This is a genomic window from Pseudomonas sp. Pse1 (genome assembly GCF_024519635.1).
Classification (GTDB): Bacteria; Pseudomonadota; Gammaproteobacteria; order Pseudomonadales; family Pseudomonadaceae; genus Aquipseudomonas.
Genome location: NZ_JALJRO010000008.1, coordinates 35,871 through 56,038, shown reverse-complemented (window position 1 = coordinate 56,038; position 20,168 = coordinate 35,871). Strand labels below are relative to the sequence as shown.

Genomic DNA, 20,168 nt, shown 5'->3' with positions numbered 1-20,168 from the left:
ATGTATTTGCTCCGTCTAGCCATGGCCAGCCTGGCTAATCGCCGTTTTACCGCCCTGCTCACCGCCCTCGCCATCGCTCTGTCAGTGTGCCTGTTGCTGGCTGTGGAACGGGTACGCACCGAAGCCCGCGCCAGTTTCGCCAGCACCATCAGTGGCACCGACCTGATCGTCGGCGCGCGCTCGGGTTCGGTGAATCTGCTGCTGTACTCGGTGTTTCGTATCGGCAATGCCACCAACAACATTCGCTGGGACAGCTTCGAGCACTTTGCCAACAATCCGAAAGTGAAATGGGCGATCCCGATTTCCCTCGGCGACTCCCATCGCGGCTACCGGGTGATGGGCACCACCGACGCTTATTTCCAGCACTACCAGTACGGTCGTCAGCAACACCTGCAACTGGAAAGCGGTCGAGCCTTCGCCAGCGATCCGTTCGAGGTGGTGCTGGGTGCCGAAGTGGCTGATGCCCTGCATTACAAGCTCGGCGACAAACTGGTACTAGCCCACGGCGTGGCGGTGATCAGCCTGGTCAAGCACGACGACAAACCCTTCACTGTGGTCGGCATCCTCAAACGCACCGGGACCCCGGTCGACCGCACGTTGCATATCAGCCTCGGCGGCATGGAGGCGATCCATATCGACTGGCACAACGGTGCTCCTGCCCGGGGTGACGGCCGGGTCAGTGCCGACCAGGCGCGCAACATGGACCTCACGCCGCAAGCCATTACTGCATTCATGCTCGGTCTCAACAGCAAGATCGCGACCTTTTCGCTGCAGCGCGAGATCAACGAATTCCGTGGCGAACCGATGCTGGCGATTCTCCCGGGGGTGGCCCTGCAGGAGCTCTGGAGCCTGATGGGCACCGCCGAAAAAGCCCTGTTTGTGGTCTCACTGTTCGTGGTGCTAACCGGTCTGATCGGCATGCTCACGGCGATCCTCACCAGTCTCAACGAACGGCGGCGGGAAATGGCGATCCTGCGTTCGGTCGGTGCCAGGCCCTGGCATATCGCCACGCTGCTGGTGCTGGAAGCCTTTGCCCTGGCGTTGTCCGGAGTGATCGCCGGTCTCGCCCTGCTCTACCTGGGTATTGCCCTGGCGCAAGGTTACGTGCAGTCCAACTACGGATTATTTCTGCCGCTGTCGTGGCCCAGCGAGTATGAATGGACGCTGCTCGGTGGCATCCTGCTGGCCGCGCTGCTGATGGGCAGCGTGCCCGCCTGGCGCGCCTACCGGCAGTCGCTGGCCGATGGTCTGTCGATCCGTTTATGAGGATGTTGAAAATGCCCCGCGCCCTCCTGGCGTTGTTGATGCTGGTCGCTCTGCCACTGTGGGCGGCCGAACCCCGGGACCTGACCTGGTCGGAAATGATCCCGCCGGATGCTCCCACCGAAGTGCCGAACATGAAGCCGCTGCACGACCTGTCGCAGATGAGTGACGCGCTGGCGGCCGAGTCGGCACCGGCGGCCAAGCAGGACTTGCCCAATGCGCCGGTGGTGCAGAGCCTCGACGGCCAGGCCATCCGCCTGCCCGGCTACATCGTGCCGCTGGAGGTCAACGAAGAGGGCCGCACCACCGAGTTTTTGCTGGTGCCGTATTTCGGCGCCTGCATCCACGTGCCGCCACCACCGTCGAACCAGATCGTCCATGTGCGCAGTGAACTCGGAGTCAAGCTCGAGGAGTTGTATCAGCCGTACTGGATCGAGGGCGCACTGCAGGTCAAGGCCTCCACCAGCGAACTGGCAGATGCTGGCTACCAGATGGATGCGCAAAAGATCTACGTGTATGAGTTGCCGCAATAGCGCAATAGACGATCTTGATCGCCATCAAGGTTTTCTTTGAGCTGTGTCAATTCGTCATCGGCGGGGCTTCATAAAATGGGACATAAATTTTGAATTGTTCCCTGGAGCCCCCATGCACAAGTCTTTGCTCAGCGCTTCCCTCATTGCACTCGCGCTTGCAGTCCCGTCCGTCCAGGCCCACGAAGCCGGCGACATTATCGTTCGGGCCGGCGCCATCACCGTCAATCCGGATGCTGACAGCTCCAGCGTAAAGGTCGATCGCGGCCCGCTGGCAGGTGCCGACCTGGGTGGCAAGGCGACCATGAGCAGTGACACTCAGTTGGGTCTGAACTTTGCGTACATGATCACCAACAATCTTGCGGTCGAGTTGCTCGCAGCGACCCCGTTCGAGCACGACGTGAAACTCAAGAACACCGCCCTGGCTCCGGCCAACGGCAAGCTCGGCACCCTCAAGCACCTGCCGCCGACCCTGAGCCTGGTGTACTACCCACTGGATCACAAATCGGTGTTCCAACCCTATGTCGGTGCAGGCATCAACTACACCTACATCTACGACGAACACGTCGGCAGCCAGGCCAGCGCCGCTGGTTTCGACAACTTCAGCGCGAAGAACTCCTGGGGGATGGCTTGGCAGGTCGGCGCCGACTACATGCTGACCGACAACATCATGATCAACGGCCAGATCCGCTACATCGACATCGACACCACCGCCTATGTCGACAACAACAGCGTCGCACCCGGCACTCGGGCCAAGGTTGACGTCGACGTAGATCCGTTTGTCTACATGATCGGCCTGGGCTACAAGTTCTAAGTCGCATCCGCAAAAAACAAAGGCGCCTCGAAAGGCGCCTTTTTTCATGCTCGGGAAATGCTCAACGCCCCAGTAACCGGGCGAGACCGGCGCGCAGCGGAGTTTGCTCGGGCAGTGTGAAGCGCTGCAGCAGGCGCTGATTGTTGGCCCGTGAATGACGGATATCGCCAGAACGTGCCGGACCGTAGGTAATCGGTGGCAACTCACCGACCACTTCCTTCAAGGCCTCAAGCATTTGTTTCAGGCTGGTGGCCTGGTTCCAGCCGACGTTGACCGCGCCCACTTCCAGCGTCGGCGCTTCGATGGCTTGCACCAGCAGGTCGACCAGATCTTCGACGTAGAGAAAATCCCGGGTCTGCTCGCCATCGCCGAATACGGTGATCGGCAGGCCCTTGACCGCGCGCTCGCTGAAAATGCTGATCACCCCGGAATACGGCGATGACGGATCCTGGCGTGGGCCGAAGATGTTGAAGAAGCGGAAAATCGCCGGCTCCAGACCATGCTGGCGGCGGTAGAAATCCAGGTAATACTCGCCCGCCAGTTTGTCCGAGGCGTAGGGTGTCAGCGGCGCCTTGGCGGTCTCTTCATCAATCGACTCGCCTTCGCCATTGTTGCCATAGATCGCCGCGCTCGAGGCGAACAGCACGCGCTTGACCCCAGCCTGGCGCATCGCTTCGCAGACATTCAGGGTACCGATGAAGTTGCTCTGGTGGGTGCGCACCGGGTCTTCCACCGACGCTTGCACCGAGGCCACGGCCGCCAGGTGCGCCACCGCGCTGCAGCCTTGCATCACCCGCGCCACCAGCGCGGCATCGGCGACGTCGCCTTCGATCAGTTCGATCAGCGGGTTATCCAGAGGCAGGTTGCCCGGCTTGCCGGTCGACAGGTCGTCGAGGATGCGAACCGAATGCCCTTTGGCCAGCAGGCCATCAGCGAGGTGCGAGCCGATGAAACCAGCACCGCCGGTGATTAATACAGGGCCTTTAGCCATGACGATAAAACCTATCCAGTAAGCCCGGGAGCGCGGCACGCCAGGCGCGCGGCTTGATCCCGAAAGTGTGCAGAATTTTCTTGCAGGCCAGCACCGCATGTTGCGGCTCTTCGGCGGCATCCGGACGCGCGGCATGGGCCTGGGCGGTCGGCGCCTCAATGGCCAGCGGGTGCAGGTTGCGGGCCTCGGTGAGAATCGCCTGGCCCAGCGCCAGCGCCGTGGTCGCCTCATGCCCGGCGTAGTGGTAAGTGCCCCACAGCGGCGCGGCGCAATCGAGTTGTTTGAGCACCGAAATGATCACTCGCGCAGCGTCATCCACCGGGGTCGGGTTGCCTCGACGGTCATCGGCCAGCAGCAGCTCTCCGGGCTCTTCGGCACGCGCCAGGAAGCGTCCCAGGGAGCCCTCGGCACTGTCGTCGAGCAACCAACCAAAACGCAGCATCACGTGTTGTGGACAGGTCGCACGCACGCTTTGCTCGATGCGCCACAACGCTTGGCCGCGCAGGCCCAGAGGCACCGGTTCATCTTTTTCGCTGTACGCGGTTGCCCGCGAGCCATCGAACACGCGATAGCTGGAAGGCTGGATCAGCACAATGTTGTGGTGCTGGCATAGTTCGGCCAGGCGTTCCACCGCGCGTTCTTGCCCGGCCAGGCGTGCCTCGGGCACTTGCTCGGCCTGGAACCAGTCGAAGTAGTAGGCGAGATTGATCAACGCGTCCGGACGCGTGTCGTCGAGCAGTTGCGTGAGGCTCGCGGCGTCCCAGCCGTCTTGCGGGGGACGGGGGGCGAGGAAACCGATGTCTTCCTCCGCACCGAGGCGAATCAGCGCCTGCCCAAGGGCATTTCCGCCACCCAGTAACATAAGGCGCATTCGCATAGAGTCAGCAGGCCCAGTCTGTTGGAAACGATGAGTGTAGCGACAGCGCCCACAGGCTATGCCGCTGAGAGATGCCAGAATCGTGACATTTTGCGGGTTTAATACGCAACCGTCACCCGCAAAGTATAGAACGCGCGGGTAACGGCCCAAGTCACGGCAGTTATAAGGCCCTGCCACTTGCAACTTGGCGCGGGCGGTCGCATAACTTGACCCATGAATCTCCCCGCAGCCACGCCGCCCGTGCTCGACGGTTTTCATCCTGCCGTCAGCGCTTGGTTCACCCGCACGTTCCCTTCGGTCACCGCCGCCCAGGCGCGCGCCTGGCCGTTGATTCGCCAGCGCCGCTCGACGCTGATCGCCGCGCCCACCGGCTCCGGAAAAACCCTCACCGCGTTTCTCGCGGTGATCGACGATCTGGTCCGCCAAGGCCTGGCGCTGGGCGGCGAGCTGCCCGACGCCACGCTGGTGGTCTACGTCTCGCCCCTCAAGGCGCTGTCCAACGACATCCAGATCAACCTGCAAAATCCGCTGGCCGGCATCAGTGAACAGTTGCTCTCCCAGGGCTATCCCGAGTTGCGCATCAGCACGGCGGTGCGCACTGGCGATACGCCGCAGAAAGACCGTTCGGCGATGCGCAAAAGCGCGCCGCACATTCTGGTGACCACCCCGGAATCGTTGTACGTGCTGCTCGGCTCCGACTCCGGCCGGCGCATGCTCGCCAGTACGCGGACGGTGATCGTCGACGAAATCCACGCCATCGCCGCGAGCAAGCGCGGCAGCCATCTGGCCCTGAGCCTGGAGCGCTTGCAGGCGCTGTGCGACGAGCCGTTGATGCGCATCGGCCTGTCTGCCACGCAAAAGCCCATTGAAGCGGTATCGCGGTTTCTGGTGGGCGCCGGCCGTCCCTGCGAGATTGTCGACATAGGCCACGCTCGCCCCCGGGACCTCGCCATCGAAGTGCCTCCGGTGCCGTTGTCGGCGGTGATGGCCAATGACGTCTGGGGACTGGTCTACGATCGCATCGCCGTACTCGCCCGCGAACACCGCACCACGCTGATTTTCGTCAACACCCGACGCCTGGCCGAGCGCTTGAGCCGGCACCTCAGCGAGCGTTTGGGCAAGGATGCCGTTGCGGCGCACCATGGCAGCCTGGCCAAGGAGTTTCGCCTGGACGCCGAACAGCGGCTTAAGCGCGGCGAGTTGCAGGTGTTGATCGCCACCGCATCGCTGGAACTGGGAATCGACATTGGTGATGTCGACCTGGTCTGCCAGATTGCCTCACCGCGCTCGATTGCCGGCTTCCTGCAGCGGGTCGGGCGCTCCGGGCACCAGGTTGGCGGCACGCCCAAGGGTCGATTGTTCGCCACCACCCGTGACGACCTGATCGAGTGCGCCGCGCTGCTTGATTGCGTACGTCGCGGCGAACTCGACAACCTGCTGATTCCCGTGGCGCCGCTGGATGTCCTCGCCCAACAAATCATCGCCGAGGTCAGTTGTCAGGAATGGCAAGAGCAGGCGCTGCTCGCCGTCCTGCGGCGCGCTTCACCCTATGCCGCGCTGGATGAGGACCACTATCAGGCCCTGCTGAAGATGCTTGCCGAGGGCTACAACGGCCGCCAGGGTATTCGCAGCGCCTACCTGCATCGCGATGCCGTCAGCGGCAATCTGCGTGGCCGGCGCGGTGCCAGGCTGACGGCGGTGACCAGTGGCGGGACCATCCCCGACAATGCCGACTACGCCGTGCTGCTGGAACCTCAAGGGCTGAACATTGGCAGCGTCAACGAAGATTTCGCCGTGGAAAGCATCGCCGGCGACGTGTTTCAGTTGGGCAATACGTCTTACCGAATCCTGCGGGTCGAAACCGGCAAGGTCCGAGTCGAAGACGCCCAGGGCCAGCCGCCGACCATTCCCTTCTGGCTCGGAGAAGCGCCGGGGCGCAGCGCCGAGTTGTCGTTCGCCGTGGCACGCCTGCATGGACAGCTCGACGAACTGCTGGGCGCCAGCCCTGGTGATTGGCAACCGAGCATGGACTGGCTGACCGACACCCTCGGCCTGGACCTGGCGAGCGCTGAGCAGATCGTTGAATACCTGGCCCCGGCGCGCCTGACGTTGGGTGCCCTGCCGTCTCAGGACACGCTGCTGATGGAACGCTTTTTCGACGAGTCCGGCGGCACCCAATTGATCATCCACACGCCTTTCGGCAGTCGCATCAACCGCGCCTGGGGCCTGGCACTGCGCAAGCGTTTCTGCCGCACCTTTAACTTCGAGTTGCAGGCCGCCGCCAGCGAAGACGCGATCGTGTTGTCGTTGTCCACCAGCCACAGCTTCGAGCTCGACGAGATCTGGCGTTACCTGCACAGCAACAGCGCCGAGCAGGTGTTGATCCAGGCGTTGCTGGATGCGCCGCTGTTCGGTGTGCGCTGGCGCTGGAATGCCGGTGTAGCCTTGGCGCTGCCGCGCTACAGCGGCGGGCGCAAGGTGCCGCCGCAAATCCAGCGGATGAAAAGTGAAGACCTGATCGCCAGCGTGTTCCCCGACCAGATCGCCTGCCTGGAAAACCTCGCCGGCGAACGGGAAATTCCCGAGCACCCACTGGTCGAGCAAACCCTCGACGACTGCTTGCACGAAGCAATGGATTGCGAGGGCTGGCTCAAACTTCTAAGACGTATGGAACAGGGTGAGCTGCGCCTGATCAGTCGCGACTTGCCGGCGCCTTCGCCGCTGGCGGCGGAGATCCTCAGCGCCCGCCCCTACACCTTCCTTGACGACGCGCCGCTGGAAGAACGGCGCACCCAGGCGGTGCTTAACCGCCGCTGGAGCGACCCACAATCCACCGATGACCTCGGTGCCCTCGACCCGCAAGCCATCGAGGTGGTCCGCGAAGAAGCCTGGCCGCAACCGACCCGCGTCGATGAAATGCACGAGGCGCTGATGAGCCTCGGCGCCATCTGCGATGCCGAGGCGGCGCTGGACGAGCGCTGGTCAGGATGGCTGCAACAACTCGCCGAATCGGGCCGCGCCAGCCGCGTGCAGATCGCTGCGGACCACGGTCTGTGGCTGGCGCTGGAACGGCTTACCTGCCTGCAGGCAATCTATCCCCAGGCGCCCCTGCAACCACCTCTTATCGCTCTGCCGGGGTTTGACGAAAACTGGGACAGCGACGAGGCCTGTGTCGAGTTGATCCGCGCCCGCCTCAGCGGCTTTGGCCCGCTGGAGGTCAGTGCGATCGGCGACCCGCTTGGCCTGCCCACCACGCGGGTCGAACACACCTTGGCGCAACTGGAGCGTGAGGGCTACGTGCTGCGCGGACGCTTCAGCCCAGGCGCCACCACGGATCAATGGTGCGAGCGGCATTTGCTGGCACGCATTCACCGTTACACCGTGAAGCGCCTGCGCCGGGAAATCGAGCCGGTGGCCTTGCAGGACTTCATGCGTTTTCTCTTCGACTGGCAGCACCTGACCCCGACCACCCAAGGTCAGGGCAGCGCCATATTGCCGGTGATCGTCGCGCAATTCGAAGGCTACCCGGCGGCGGCCTCGGCCTGGGACAGCGACCTGCTGCCCGCGCGACTCAAGGGTTATTCATCCGCCTGGCTGGATGACCTGTGCCGCAGCGGCAAACTGGTCTGGACTCGCTTGAGTGCCCGCCACAAAGCCGCCAGCGTGGCCCTGCGCAGCACGCCGATCCTGCTGTTGCCGCGCGCCCAGGCGCCGCTCTGGAGCAGCCTGACTGAGCAAGCGCAAGTCAGCGAGCTGTCGCCGAAGACGCAAAAGGTTCATCAGGCCCTGAGCCAGCACGGCGCACTGTTTTTTGATGAACTGCTGCATGAGGCCCATCTGCTGCGCAGCGAGCTGGAGATCGCCTTGCAGGAGTTGGTCGGCGCCGGGTTGGTCAATGCCGACAGCTTCGCCGGCCTGCGCGCGCTGATCACCCCGGCGAGCAAACGCCAGACGCGTAGTGCCCGTCGCGGGCGCGGGGCGCTGATTGGCGGGATGGACGATGCCGGGCGTTGGGCGTTGTTGCGGCGCAACAGAACACCGGCACCTGATGCTTCGCCAACGCGTCAACCCAGCGTACCCGCCGACACCCTCGAACACATCGCCATGACCCTGTTGCGGCGCTACGGCGTGGTGTTCTGGCGCTTGCTGGAACGCGAGGCGGAATGGCTGCCGAGCTGGCGTGAATTGCTGCGCACCTTTCATCGCCTGGAGGCCCGTGGCGAGATTCGTGGCGGGCGTTTTGTCAGCGGCCTGGCCGGCGAGCAATTCGCCCTGCCGGAAGCGATTCCCTTGCTGCGTGAAGTGCGACGTCGGCCCCACGATGGCAGCCTGGTGAGTGTCTGTGGCGTCGATCCGCTGAACCTGGTCGGCACCGTGCTGCCGGGCCAGAAAGTCCCAGCCCTGGCAAGCAATCGCCTGGTGTACCGCGATGGCTTGCCGGCCGCGGCGCAGATTGCCGGAGTGCAGCATGTCTGGCTGCAACTGGAACAGCCGCAGAGCCTCGAACTGCAGCGCACATTGACCCAATACCGCGTCATCCACGCGGCCGACTAAGCCGTCGGGCAGCTTAGGTGTGCAGCGGCGATTTCGGCATCACCAGCACTGAATCGTCCTTACTGCCGTCGTCCTGCTGCGCAACGTCCTCGGGTTTGTCCGCATGCCGCTCATGCATCAGCACCTGCTGTGGATAAGTCTGCGCGAAATGCACCCACGGGCTGTTATCCACAAGCTTCTTCAGGCACAGGTTGAAGGCGCGATTGACTGCGTACTGACCACCGGACACGGTGCGGAACTGCGCCGTCAGCACCACGCCGTTGAGGTCCATTTTGTCGACCCCGAACACCTCCAGCGGACCTTGCAGGTTGTACTTGAGGAACGGGTCGTCGCTGATCGAGCGCCCCGCTTCGCGGATCAACGCGATGGCTTTGTCGACGTCGGTGTCGTAGGTGAATTGCACCGAGAAGAACGCAAAGGCGAACTGCCGGGACTGGTTGGTGACCGCCTTGATCTGGCCGAACGGCACCGAATGCACAAAACCCTTGCCGTCACGCAGGCGCAGGGTGCGGATGGTCAGCCCCTCGACCGTGCCGGCATGTCCCGAATCGAGCACCACCCAGTCGCCAATCGACAGAGTGTCTTCGATGATGATGAACAGTCCGGTGATCACGTCCTGAACCAACTGCTGCGAACCGAAGCCGATTGCCAGGCCGACCACCCCGGCACCGGCAAGGAACGGCGCGACGTTGATCCCCAGGTTGGCCATGGTGGTAATCGCACAGATCACCACCAGAATGATTTTGATCGCGTTACGCAGCAGCGGCAGGATGGTCTTGATCCGGGTGCTGGGCTGGCGCGCATTGCGCTTGCTGATCTGCGGTTTGAGGGCTTCGCGGATGGCGGTATCGAGCACCACCCAGACCATCCAGGTCACCAGGAAAATCAGGCCGATGCGGCTCAGCGAATCGCTGATGGCACGACCAATGGCGTTGCTGACCGCGAATTCGAACAGCGAAACGCCCCAGATCCGCCCGAGGCCATCGATAAACCCCACCGCCATGACGATCCGCAACAAGGCATGGGAGAGGCTCAGGAAGCGCTCCTTGTAGGCTCCGCCGCGCTGCACCGCCAGCGCCCCTGGGGACTTGAACAGGTGCTGGAGCATGGTGCTGATAAACACCGTGGCAATCAGCAGGATGGTGGTGAACAACGCACAGCGCAGGACTTTCTGATTGTCATCGCCGATACCGATCAGGTTAATCAGCGACACCAGCACCATCAACAGAATCGGCCAGTACCAGACCCCGGAAAATATCCGCAGGGTTTCGCGCAACGCCGGCTGACTGCGTCGTTGGGCCAATGGCAGGATACGGATCAACTGTCCGACCGGGCGACGCAAGCGAATCACCAGCAGACCAAAGATGATCGACGCCGACATGCCGGTGAACACCGCAATACTGTCGGTGAGGTTGTCGCCCAAGCGGTTGGCGATCTGCGGGCTGGTCAACGCATCGCTCAGGGCCACCAGGAAGCCCATCGCGAACAACGGGCGTGGACAATTCTGGCGGATGATCTGCACTGCGCGGCGCTTGTGCCCGACGTTGAACAGCACCACCAGCGACAGCAATAACGAGGCCGCGAAAATCCCGGCGCTGGTGGCGTAAGCCAGGCTCAGTGCCAGCGCCCGACCGGCGGACGGTTGCAGGAAATGGCTGCAATACAGGGTCACCGGTAAGCTGATAAACGCCGGCAAACTGTAGGGCAGCACGTAGCCCAACAGGCCCTGGGCACGCTCACGATTGCGCAACCATCGCGACTGAGCGCAACGCCGCGCAAACAGGCCACCGAGCACCCAGAGTGCGGCGAACACCGCACACCAAGCCGCACTCAGCAGGGCAAAGTCACGGGCCACGCTCCAGGTGGAACGCGGCGATGGCTGATTGACCAGTTGGTCTACCTCATCCGCCGCGCGATCCGCACGCTCGCGCCAGGCCTCGACCAGGTGCTCGTTGATGTCGAGTTTTTCCTGGACGTCATCGATGCTCGAACTGATCGCCCCGAGCAGCCCGCCCTGCACCAGAGGCTCGGCTTTTTCCGCAGCGGCGGGATCCTTGCCGGTCACGGCGGCCACCCCGGGCAAGGCGGCGAGCGATTGAGTGCTGCCGATACCCAGGAGTATCGCCAGGCCTATCGAGGCTTTGAACTGAGACAAGGCGCGTCGCTCCTGTTTCAACGATGACAATGGCTAAAGAAGATCGCAGCCTTTACCCACAAGTTCCAGCGTGAATTTCTCACACACCCCTAAGCCTGCCGCCGGTAATGCCAGCGAAACTTTCCGCCTTGCCTGACAGTCATCCACTCACAGAGGGGTAGCCCGAGACTAGCAGGCGGGGAGGATCCATGGCGGTGTTTGACAGCAACGGCGAGCAAGCCGGCGCGCCCGAAACGGCGCACGAATGCAGCGCCGCGATTCGTCGTTTTACCGTGCTGACGGTCAATACCCACAAGGGGTTTGCCGCGCTGAACCGACGTTTCATTCTTCCGGAATTGCGCGAAGCGGTGCGCAGCGTGTCCGCCGACGTGGTGTTTTTGCAAGAGGTCCACGGCACCCACGAACACCATCCCCAGCGCTATAGCAATTGGCCGAGCATCCCGCAATACGAGTTCCTCGCCGACAGCCTCTGGCCGCAGTTCGCCTATGGCCGCAACGCGGTGTATCCCGCCGGCGATCACGGCAATGCGCTGCTGTCGAAATTCCAGATCATTCGCCACGACAATCAGGATGTCAGTATTGACGGCCACGAGAGTCGTGGCTTGTTGCACTGCGTGTTGCGCCTGCCGGGCAGCGAGCAACCGCTGCATGCGATTTGCGTGCACCTGGGTCTGCGCCAGGCCCATCGCGACCAACAACTGGCATTGCTGCTGCAGCGCCTCGACGAGCTGCCGGAAGACGCCAGGGTGATTGTCGCCGGCGACTTCAATGACTGGCGCCAACGCGCCGATGGCGTGCTCAAGCCCTGGGGCTTGCGCGAGGTATTTGGCGAACATCACGGCCAGCCCGCGCGCAGTTTTCCGGCTCGCCTGCCGTTGCTGCGCCTGGACCGCATCTACGTGCGCAATCTCACCGCCCAACGCCCTAAAGTGCTGGCCTCGCGTCCGTGGTCGCACCTTTCCGACCATGTCCCGCTGTCCGTGGAGATCGAACTATGAGCAGCGCACCGCTGGAAAAAAACCGCTTCGAGCCAGCGGCCCCCAGCGCCGAGACACCGGCCATCGAGCGCGCCCTGAGCGACCTCGACTATGGCTGGCACGGCAACAATCGCGTCGAGTTGCTGGAGAACGGCGAAGCCTACTTCCCCAAGGTGTTCGAGGCCATGCGCCAGGCCAGAAGCGAAATCCTGCTGGAGACCTTCATTCTGTTCGACGACAAGGTCGGCAATGAGCTGCAGCAGATTTTGATCGAGGCGGCGCAGCGCGGGGTGCGTGTCACGGTGAGTCTCGATGGATTTGGCTGTGGTGAGCTGCCCCAGGCATTTCTCCTGGCGATGTGCGATGCCGGCGTGCACCTGCAAATGTTCGATCCGGCGCCGCGACGCCTGGGTATCCGCACCAACTGGTTCCGCCGCCTGCACCGCAAGATCGTGGTCGTAGACGGCGCCACTGCGTTTATCGGCGGTATCAACTTCAGCGCCGACCACCTGGCCGATTTCGGACCGGAAGCCAAACAGGATTATGCCGTTCAGGTCGAGGGCCCGGCGGTGGTCGACATTCATCATTTCGCCTTGCTGCAAAGTGGCCGTCACTCCCGGGCGCGATATGGCTGGCTGCGCCGCAAGCGCCGACGCACGGAACTGGCGCTCAACGATCACGATGGCCAGGTGCGGCTGGTTTATCGCGATAACAACGAGCATCCGCGCGACATCGAAGACGTTTATCTGCAGGTGCTGCGCAGCGCTCAACGCCGAGTGATCATTGCCAATGCCTATTTCTTCCCCGGCTACCGCCTGCTGCGCGAAATCCGCAATGCAGCGCGGCGTGGCGTCGACGTGCGGCTGATTCTCCAGGGCCAACCGGACATGCTGGTGGCCAAGCTCGCGGCCCGCCTGACCTACGACTACCTGCAGCAATCCGGGGTGAAGATCTACGAGTACTGCGACCGCCCGCTGCACGGCAAGGTCGCGCTGGTGGATGAGGACTGGAGCACAGTCGGCTCAAGTAATCTCGACCCGCTGAGCCTGTCGCTGAATCTTGAAGCCAACGTGTTGATCCGCGACCGGGCCTTCAATCGCGAGTTGTTCGAGCGCCTCGATGAGCTGAGCAATCACCACTGCAAAGTCATGCCCGCCCCCGAATCGCCCCGTGGTTTGCTGTGGCGCATGACCATCGGCTTCCTGGCGTTCCACTGCCTGCGCCATTTCCCTGCCTGGGCTGGCGGTTTGCCCGCGCACAAACCCCGCCTGCAACCCTTAAAGCCCATGCCGCAGGTGCCTGATGACATCCATGAATCGCTCTGAATCGCAGGCTGCAGCCCATCCACCGTCACGTTGGGCACGCCTGAAAAAACCGCTGACAGCGCTGTTCTTCCTGGTGCTGATCGTGCTCTTCACGATGCTCGCCCGGCGCATCGACTGGAACGAGGTCTTCGACACCCTCGGCGACTTCAAGGTGCGCACGCTGATCATCGCCTCGGCCATTACGCTGCTGAGTTTTCTGACTTACGCCTGCTTCGATCTGATTGGCCGCACCTACATCCGTCAGGACCTGACCTGGCGGCAGATCCTTCCAGTCGGGGTCATCAGTTATGCCTTCAACCTGAATCTCAGCGCCTGGGTTGGCGGCATCGCCATGCGCTACCGCTTGTATTCCCGGCTCGGTGTCAGCAAGGGCAACATTGCCAAGATCCTTGGCCTGAGTCTGGCCACCAATTGGTTTGGCTACATGCTAGTGGCCGGGGCAATTTTCAGCAGCGGCCTGGTGCATATGCCACCGGGCTGGAAACTCAGCAGCACCGCGCTGCAAAGCGTGGGCGTGCTGTTGCTGCTGCTCAGTGCCGGCTATCTGACGGCCTGCCGCTTTTCTAGTCGACGCGAATGGGCCATCCGTGGCGTGGAAATCAACCTGCCATCGCTGCGCATGGCTATATTGCAACTGGCCCTGGGCGCGCTGAACTGGTCATTGATGGCGGCGGTGATTTTTACCCTGCTTCCCAGCAAACTCGATTACCCATTGGTGCTCGGGGTGTTGCTGATCAGCGCCATCGCCGGCGTCATTACCCATATTCCGGCGGGTCTCGGTGTGCTCGAGGCGGTGTTCGTCGCGCTTCTACAGCACCAGGCATCACGCGGTAGCCTGATCGCGGGGTTGCTGGCGTATCGGGCGATCTACTTTCTGTTGCCGCTGTTGATCACCGTGGTCATGTATCTGGTGGTGGAAGCCAAGGCCAAGGCGCTGCGGATCGAAAAGAAACCGTCCTGACTCACAGAATCCGCAGCCGCTCGCCGACCACCATTTCGGTCACCCAGTCGACCAGGATCGAGGTGTAGGCCTGTTGCGCCACCGGATCGCTCAAGGCGTGATCGGCGTCGTCGATGATGCGGTGAGTCAGCGAGTGCGTCTGCTGGCACGCCGCGCGGTAGCTCATGATGGTGGCGTGGGGTACAAAGCTGTCGGTCTCCGACTCCACCAGCAAGACATCACCGGTGAACTGTGAACAGGCATGCAGCGCCCGATTGCTGTCGGCACGCACCAGCGTACTGCGGTAATCCAGCAGGTCCTGTTTGTCGAGGTCGCGCTTGGGGGTGTGCCATTGCTCGTCGCGATACAGGGCCGGCACGCGCATCGCCAGCCAGCGTACTGGGCGCAACGTGGTGAGGATGGCCGCCAGGTAACCGCCATAGCTGGTCCCCACTACGGCAACCGCAGACGTATCGATCGCCGGGTGCGCGAGCAAGCGGTCGTAGGCCGCCAGCAAGTCCTTGAGATTGTCTTCGCGGGTGACCCGCGCCAGCGGAATCCCGACGTCGCCGGTGTGCCCGCGCAAGTCGAAGGTCAGGCACACGCAGCCCAGCCCGGCGATACCCTTGGCGCGCTCAAGGTCCCGTTCCTGACTCCCGCCCCAACCGTGCACGAACAACACGCCCGGCACCTTGGACTTTGGGCTGAGGAAGGTCGCGCTCATCTGTTCATCGTCGATGTCGATTTGAATGCTTTCGCTTCTAGCCGTCATAAGAGTTGACCGTTACGTATTTGAGAAGAAATTCACTGTTTTCCGCCGGGCCGCGATACACCTCTATCGCACCGGCCGGCAACGGTGAATCGAGATAGGTTTCCACCGAGGACACGCGAATCACCTTCAGCCGGGGGTCGTTGACGAAACATTGCAACGCGGCCACTTCAGCGCTGCTGGCGCCACCCATGCGCCAGGACTGTTCAAGCACTCCACTGCAGCGTTGGCCCTGGGCATCCAGGCCCTGAGCGATGTCGTAATTGCGCCGCGAGGCGTAGAAACCGGGGTATGCCTCGTCCGCGGCGGCGTCAAACACTTGCGCCTGCTCGATGGCCAGGCGTACGTCTTCAGGCAGATCCAGGCCGAGCAAGTCGTCGTAGTAGCCCCGCACCACCAGCAGATCCGAACCGCCGTAGACCTGCTCGCCCTGCCCGTCTTCGGTCAGGTATTGCTGCCCGCAGTAACTGAGCACGGTGTCGCCGAAAAAGCTCTGGCCGACGCTGTGGGTGATGACCTTCTTCAGGTCCTGTTCCAGCACCACGCCGCTGGTGAACTGTTCGGCAATCTCGGGGCGCATGAGCAGTTGCCGGAAGGCATCGAGGTTACGAATCACCTCCTGGCCACGCCCGGCACAGGCGTGAATCGGTTTGAGACGAATCGGCCCCCGCTCCAGTAATTGCTCGGCAGCAGGCAGGGCATCGTCCAGAGAGAACACACTGATCCCCTCCAAAACCACTTTGCGCACCCGTTCGGCGAACAGCGGCGCCCAGCCCTGGGGGGCGATCGCATCGCGGTTCAGCAAACCATGGGTGATCGCTTTGGTGCAGATAAAGTCATGATCGACGTAGCCGCCCCATATGTCCTCCGGGCCGCTGACGCCTAGCTGCCGCGCCGCGGTGCCACCTACCAGAGTCTGAGTCGGTAGCAGATACAGATCGCTGCCGCCGTGCAGTGCCGGGTCGTAACTGCCCGCAAAGGGCAAGTCGAGGATCTGCGCCAGCCAATGGGCCAGCTTCCGGTTAGTCTCTACCTCATGGAGAGGCGCCTGGGGTCGGATCGAATGGGCAACTACGCGTTTGTTGCGGTTTTTCGGGGTCATGCGTCCCCCTTCGCCTGCGCTCGATGGATATAGCTTTGGGAATTGCAGGGATCGGGCCAACACCTCAATGCGTCTGGGGCCAGTACCAGGTAGGCACTACGGCGTTCGGTACTGGCTCAACGCCTGCCTTATTCTGCACGACTCTCCTCGACTTTCCTGCGTTTTGCACGATGGCACTAACGCGCCACTGCCGCAGGCGACACGCCGAATCGGTTGCGGTAATCGCTGGGGGCCAACCCGGTGATCTTCTTGAAGGTGGCACGGAACGCCCCCGGATCGGCATAGCCGACATTCCAGGCGATGTGATCGATGGTGCTGTTGGTGAACTCGAGCATTTCCCGGGCTTTGCCAACCCGCAGGTGCTGACAGTACTGGGTCGGTTTCAGTCCGGTGGCGGCACGAAAACGCCGCAGGAAGGTGCGCTCCTCCAAACCCGCCTGTTCGGCCATGGCCGTCAATGAAACCTCCACCGCGCCATTGGCTTGCAGCCAGTGCTGGACCCTGAGAATCGCCCCGTCGCCATGACCGAGAATGGGCGCAAAGTTGCTGCCGCACTGGCTCGCACTGTCGCTGTGCTCGACCACCAGGAAGCGCGCGGTGCCAGTCGCGACGGTAGGGCCCAGGAGCCGGTCGACCAAGCGCAAGCCCAGCTCCGACCAGGCCATCAGGCCGGCAGTGGTAATCAGGTCGCCATCATCGACGATAGGCTTCTCGGCATTTAGCCGAACCCTGGGATAACGCTGGGCGAATTGTTTGGCCGAGGTCCAGTGGGTGGTGGCACTGCGTCCGTCAAGCAGACCGCTTTCCGCCAGCAGGATCGAACCCACGCACACCCCGCCCAAGGTCGCGCCGCTGGCGTGTTGCTGGCGTAACCAGTGGATCAGCGCCGGAGATGCCTGGCCCTCGGAAAAACCAGCGATCGACGGCGGAATCAACAGCGCCATCAACCCGCCATCTGGCCCGGGAGCACTGTCGAAGACACGTTGGGGGGCGTGGGCAGCGTCCGCCTGCCAATGACTGACGCGCAGCACCGGCAATTGCGCGCTCAGGTATTCGGCGGCAATGCGATTGGCCACGCCGAACAAGTCAGTCAAGCCATGGACCGCGGCCATTTGCGCGCCGGGATAGATCAGCACGCCCATCTCGACGACTGCGCGTTCTGCGCCCATTGTCAGTTTTCCCCTTGTTATTGTCGGTGCGGCCAATTCTCGTTGCGCATGGCAGCCTCGATACTGAGCCCACACACACTGCAGAGGAAACACCCATGGCCAAGCAAGCGCTCATCGTAGTCGATATCCAGAACGACTACTTCCCCCAAGGCAAATGGCCACTGGTGGGTGCCGACGCCGCCGCTGACAACGCCGCCCGCCTGATCCAGGCGTTCCGCGAAGCAGGGGATTCAGTGGTGCATATCCGCCACGAATTCACCTCCGAGGAGGCGCCGTTTTTCACCCCGAACTCCGACGGCGCCAAGCTGCACCCGAAAGTGCTCAACCGTGACAACGAACCGGTGGTGCTCAAACATTTCGTCAACTCGTTCCGCGAAACCGAGCTGAAATCGATCCTCGACGAACAGGGCATCAAGGAACTGGTGGTCGTGGGCAGCATGAGCCACATGTGCGTCGACGGCATCACCCGCGCAGCCGCGGATTTCGGCTACAGCGTCACCGTGATCCACGACGCCTGCGCCACCCGTGACCTGGAGTTCAATGGCGTCGCGGTGCCGGCGGCGCAAGTGCATGCAGCGTTCATGGCGTCCTTGGCGTTTGCTTATGCCAGCGTGGTGTCGGCTGATGAGTTTCTCGCTGTCTGAGTCCGCAAATCCATTTTCCCAGGCATAAAAAAACCCGCACTTCATACCGAAGTGCGGGTTTTGCTTTATCAGCTTGCCGCTTGCAGCTCGAAACTTACCGCTGCTTCAGAACGGAATATCGTCATCGAAGCTGTCGAAATCCGGAGCCGGTTGCGGTGCAGCCTGTTGCGGGGCTGGACGCTGTGGCTGCTGTTGCGGAGCAGGACGCGGAGCCTGCTGGCGCGGAGCGGATTGCTGGTAGTTGTTGCCGCCTTGCTGCTGGTCACCCTGTGGACGGCCGCCCAACAGTTGCATGGTGCCTTGCATGTCGACCACGATTTCAGTGGTGTAGCGCTTGATGCCGTCTTTTTCCCACTCGCGGGTTTGCAGCTTGCCTTCGATGTACACCTGCGAACCTTTGCGCAGGTATTCGCCAGCAATTTCCGCAACCTTGCCGAACATCGATACGCGGTGCCATTCGGTCTTTTCGACTTTCTGGCCTGTCTGCTTGTCGGTCCACTGTTCGCTGGTCGCCAGACTCAGGTTGGTCACGGCGTTACCGTTAGGCAAGTAGCGAACTTCGGGATCCTGGCCGCAAGTGCCGACCAATATGACTTTGTTAACCCCACGGGCCATAACGTTCTCCTAGGCTTCGCACGCTGCCGAGGCCGGGTCGTTGACCAGGCGCTCGAGGGTGGTGCGATCCAATAGTTCGGTGTCCAATTTGATGTAAATGGCCGCTTCATCAGCAACCACGATGGCATCGGTTACCCCAACGACGGCCAGCAGGCGCTCAACCAGACCCGCTTCGCGGATCGCTTCAGGCGATAACGGCAAGCGCAGGCTCGTCACATAGGGAGGTTCACGCATGGTAACAGCAAAGGCCAACCAGAGGGCAGCCAGACCTGCGCATCCGAGGAACACAACCGACAGACCGCCATGCTGGAACATCCAGCCGCCCATGATCCCGCCCAGTGCCGAACCGAGGAACTGACTGGTGGAGTACACCCCCATCGCCGTGCCCTTGCCGCCTGCCGGTGAAACCTTGCTGATCAGCGACGGCAGTGAAGCTTCCAGCAGATTGAACGCAGTAAAGAACACCACCGTACCAATCACCATAGCTCGCAGGCTGTCGCCGAACTGCCAGAAGAATAGCTCAGTGAGCATCAGCGTCGCGACGGCACCGAGCAAAACTCGTTTCATTTTGCGTTTCTTCTCGCCGTAGATAATGAACGGGATCATGGCGAAGAACGAAATCAGCAGCGCAGTGAGGTAAACCCACCAGTGCTGCTCCTTGGGCAAGCCGGCCTTTTCGACCAGCGCCAACGGCAAGGCGACAAAACTCGACATCAACATCGCATGTAACACAAAAATGCCGAGGTCCAGGCGCAACAGGTCGGGATGTTTAAGCGTTGGCATCAGAGCCTGACGGGCGACGCCGGATTCACGATGCTGCAGCGGACCGGTGGAGCGCGGCACCATGAACATCACAATGACGATCCCCAGCAGCGCCATGCCGCCGGTCGCCAGGAACAACCCTGACAAGCCGAAGGCGCGGGTCAGCAATGGGCCGACCACCATCGCCACAGCAAACGAGAGGCCAATGGTCATTCCGATCATGGCCATGGCTTTCGTACGGTGCTGCTCGCGAGTCAGATCGGAGAGCAAGGCCATGACCGCGGCGGAAATCGCCCCGGCGCCCTGCAGGATCCGGCCGGCGATCACGCCCCAGATCGAGTCGGCATTCGCTGCCAGCACGCTGCCCAGGGCGAAGACAATCAACCCCAGGTAAATGACCGGGCGCCGACCAATGCGATCGGAAATGATCCCGAAGGGAATCTGGAACACCGCCTGGGTCAGGCCATAGGCGCCAATGGCCAGGCCAATCAGCGCCGGAGTCGCGCCAGCCAGGTCCATGCCATAGGTCGCCAATACCGGCAACACCATGAACATGCCGAGCATTCGGAAAGCGAACACCAGGGCCAGACCGCTTGCTGCGCGGGTCTCGCTACCACTCATGCGTTCGCTGTGGGGATCGTGCATGGAATTACCTCATGTGAACCGGCGGCGATTCTATCA

Annotated in this window: 16 protein-coding genes; 8 read left to right on the top strand and 8 right to left on the bottom strand. The window is 62.3% G+C overall.

Annotation, left to right across the window (positions count from 1 at the left end; genetic code table 11):
- The 3 genes from NR126_RS13855 (at position 1) to NR126_RS13845 (ending at position 2,607) form a co-directional block, all read left to right on the top strand.
- Complete coding sequence (locus tag NR126_RS13855; RefSeq protein ID WP_027617709.1) at positions 1 to 1,266, top strand: ABC transporter permease; 1,266 nt, start codon at positions 1 to 3, stop codon at positions 1,264 to 1,266.
- 11 nt (positions 1,267 to 1,277) lie between these two features.
- The gene (locus NR126_RS13850; RefSeq protein WP_027617708.1) at positions 1,278 to 1,796 is read left to right on the top strand and encodes a DUF3299 domain-containing protein; all 519 of its coding nucleotides are present in this window, start codon (positions 1,278 to 1,280) and stop codon (positions 1,794 to 1,796) included.
- A 112-nt stretch (positions 1,797 to 1,908) separates the two neighbouring features.
- Positions 1,909 to 2,607 carry an OmpW family protein gene (locus NR126_RS13845; RefSeq protein WP_027617707.1) on the top strand — a complete coding sequence of 233 codons (699 nt, stop codon included), beginning with the start codon at positions 1,909 to 1,911 and terminating at the stop codon, positions 2,605 to 2,607.
- Positions 2,608 to 2,668: 61 nt separating this feature from the next.
- Here NR126_RS13845 and NR126_RS13840 read toward each other — a convergent pair whose 3' ends face one another.
- Together NR126_RS13840 and NR126_RS13835 are read right to left on the bottom strand one after the other, a co-directional pair.
- Complete coding sequence (locus NR126_RS13840; protein WP_105754414.1) at positions 2,669 to 3,598, bottom strand: NAD-dependent epimerase/dehydratase family protein; 930 nt, start codon at positions 3,596 to 3,598, stop codon at positions 2,669 to 2,671.
- The gene (locus tag NR126_RS13835) at positions 3,591 to 4,475 is read right to left on the bottom strand and encodes a sugar nucleotide-binding protein (RefSeq protein ID WP_033866061.1); all 885 of its coding nucleotides are present in this window, start codon (positions 4,473 to 4,475) and stop codon (positions 3,591 to 3,593) included. The genes NR126_RS13840 and NR126_RS13835 overlap by 8 nt, the downstream gene beginning before the upstream one ends.
- A 213-nt stretch (positions 4,476 to 4,688) precedes the next feature.
- Here NR126_RS13835 and NR126_RS13830 point away from each other — a divergent pair, with 213 nt between their 5' ends.
- Positions 4,689 to 9,029, top strand: coding sequence for a DEAD/DEAH box helicase (locus tag NR126_RS13830; RefSeq protein WP_256830456.1), 4,341 nt, complete (start codon positions 4,689 to 4,691; stop codon positions 9,027 to 9,029).
- 13 nt (positions 9,030 to 9,042) lie between these two features.
- Here NR126_RS13830 and NR126_RS13825 read toward each other — a convergent pair whose 3' ends face one another.
- The gene (locus NR126_RS13825; protein ID WP_256830454.1) at positions 9,043 to 11,184 is read right to left on the bottom strand and encodes a mechanosensitive ion channel family protein; all 2,142 of its coding nucleotides are present in this window, start codon (positions 11,182 to 11,184) and stop codon (positions 9,043 to 9,045) included.
- A 188-nt stretch (positions 11,185 to 11,372) separates the two neighbouring features.
- Here NR126_RS13825 and NR126_RS13820 point away from each other — a divergent pair, with 188 nt between their 5' ends.
- From NR126_RS13820 to NR126_RS13810, 3 genes are read left to right on the top strand one after another with little or no spacing between them, the layout of a single operon-like run.
- Positions 11,373 to 12,182 carry an endonuclease/exonuclease/phosphatase family protein gene (locus NR126_RS13820; protein WP_027617702.1) on the top strand — a complete coding sequence of 270 codons (810 nt, stop codon included), beginning with the start codon at positions 11,373 to 11,375 and terminating at the stop codon, positions 12,180 to 12,182.
- Complete coding sequence (gene clsB / locus NR126_RS13815; protein WP_256830452.1) at positions 12,179 to 13,486, top strand: cardiolipin synthase ClsB; 1,308 nt, start codon at positions 12,179 to 12,181, stop codon at positions 13,484 to 13,486. Before NR126_RS13820 ends, clsB begins: the two co-directional genes overlap by 4 nt.
- On the top strand, positions 13,473 to 14,447 hold the full coding sequence (locus NR126_RS13810; RefSeq protein ID WP_027617701.1) for a lysylphosphatidylglycerol synthase domain-containing protein: 975 nt from the start codon (positions 13,473 to 13,475) through the stop codon (positions 14,445 to 14,447). Before clsB ends, NR126_RS13810 begins: the two co-directional genes overlap by 14 nt.
- 1 nt (position 14,448) lies before the next feature.
- On the opposite strand, the gene NR126_RS13805 is transcribed toward NR126_RS13810, so the two are convergent.
- From NR126_RS13805 to NR126_RS13795, 3 genes are all read right to left on the bottom strand, one after another.
- A complete protein-coding gene (locus tag NR126_RS13805) occupies positions 14,449 to 15,198 on the bottom strand; it encodes a S9 family peptidase (protein WP_256830450.1) in 750 nt (249 codons plus the stop codon).
- Entirely contained in the window at positions 15,188 to 16,297 is a 1,110-nt protein-coding gene (locus NR126_RS13800) for a DUF3182 family protein (protein WP_256830448.1), read from the bottom strand. The genes NR126_RS13805 and NR126_RS13800 overlap by 11 nt, the downstream gene beginning before the upstream one ends.
- A 176-nt stretch (positions 16,298 to 16,473) precedes the next feature.
- Positions 16,474 to 17,466, bottom strand: coding sequence for a GlxA family transcriptional regulator (locus NR126_RS13795; protein ID WP_027617698.1), 993 nt, complete (start codon positions 17,464 to 17,466; stop codon positions 16,474 to 16,476).
- Positions 17,467 to 17,561: 95 nt separating this feature from the next.
- Here NR126_RS13795 and NR126_RS13790 point away from each other — a divergent pair, with 95 nt between their 5' ends.
- Positions 17,562 to 18,110: a cysteine hydrolase family protein gene (locus NR126_RS13790; RefSeq protein WP_027617697.1), complete on the top strand. Its 549-nt coding sequence runs from the start codon at positions 17,562 to 17,564 to the stop codon at positions 18,108 to 18,110.
- A gap of 105 nt (positions 18,111 to 18,215) precedes the next feature.
- Here the strand turns inward: NR126_RS13790 and NR126_RS13785 are convergent, their stop codons facing one another.
- Both NR126_RS13785 and NR126_RS13780 read right to left on the bottom strand, forming a co-directional pair.
- Positions 18,216 to 18,725: a single-stranded DNA-binding protein gene (locus NR126_RS13785; protein ID WP_027617696.1), complete on the bottom strand. Its 510-nt coding sequence runs from the start codon at positions 18,723 to 18,725 to the stop codon at positions 18,216 to 18,218.
- Between the two features lie 9 nt (positions 18,726 to 18,734).
- Entirely contained in the window at positions 18,735 to 20,132 is a 1,398-nt protein-coding gene (locus NR126_RS13780) for an MFS transporter (RefSeq protein ID WP_256830446.1), read from the bottom strand.
- Positions 20,133 to 20,168: the final 36 nt, after the last annotated feature.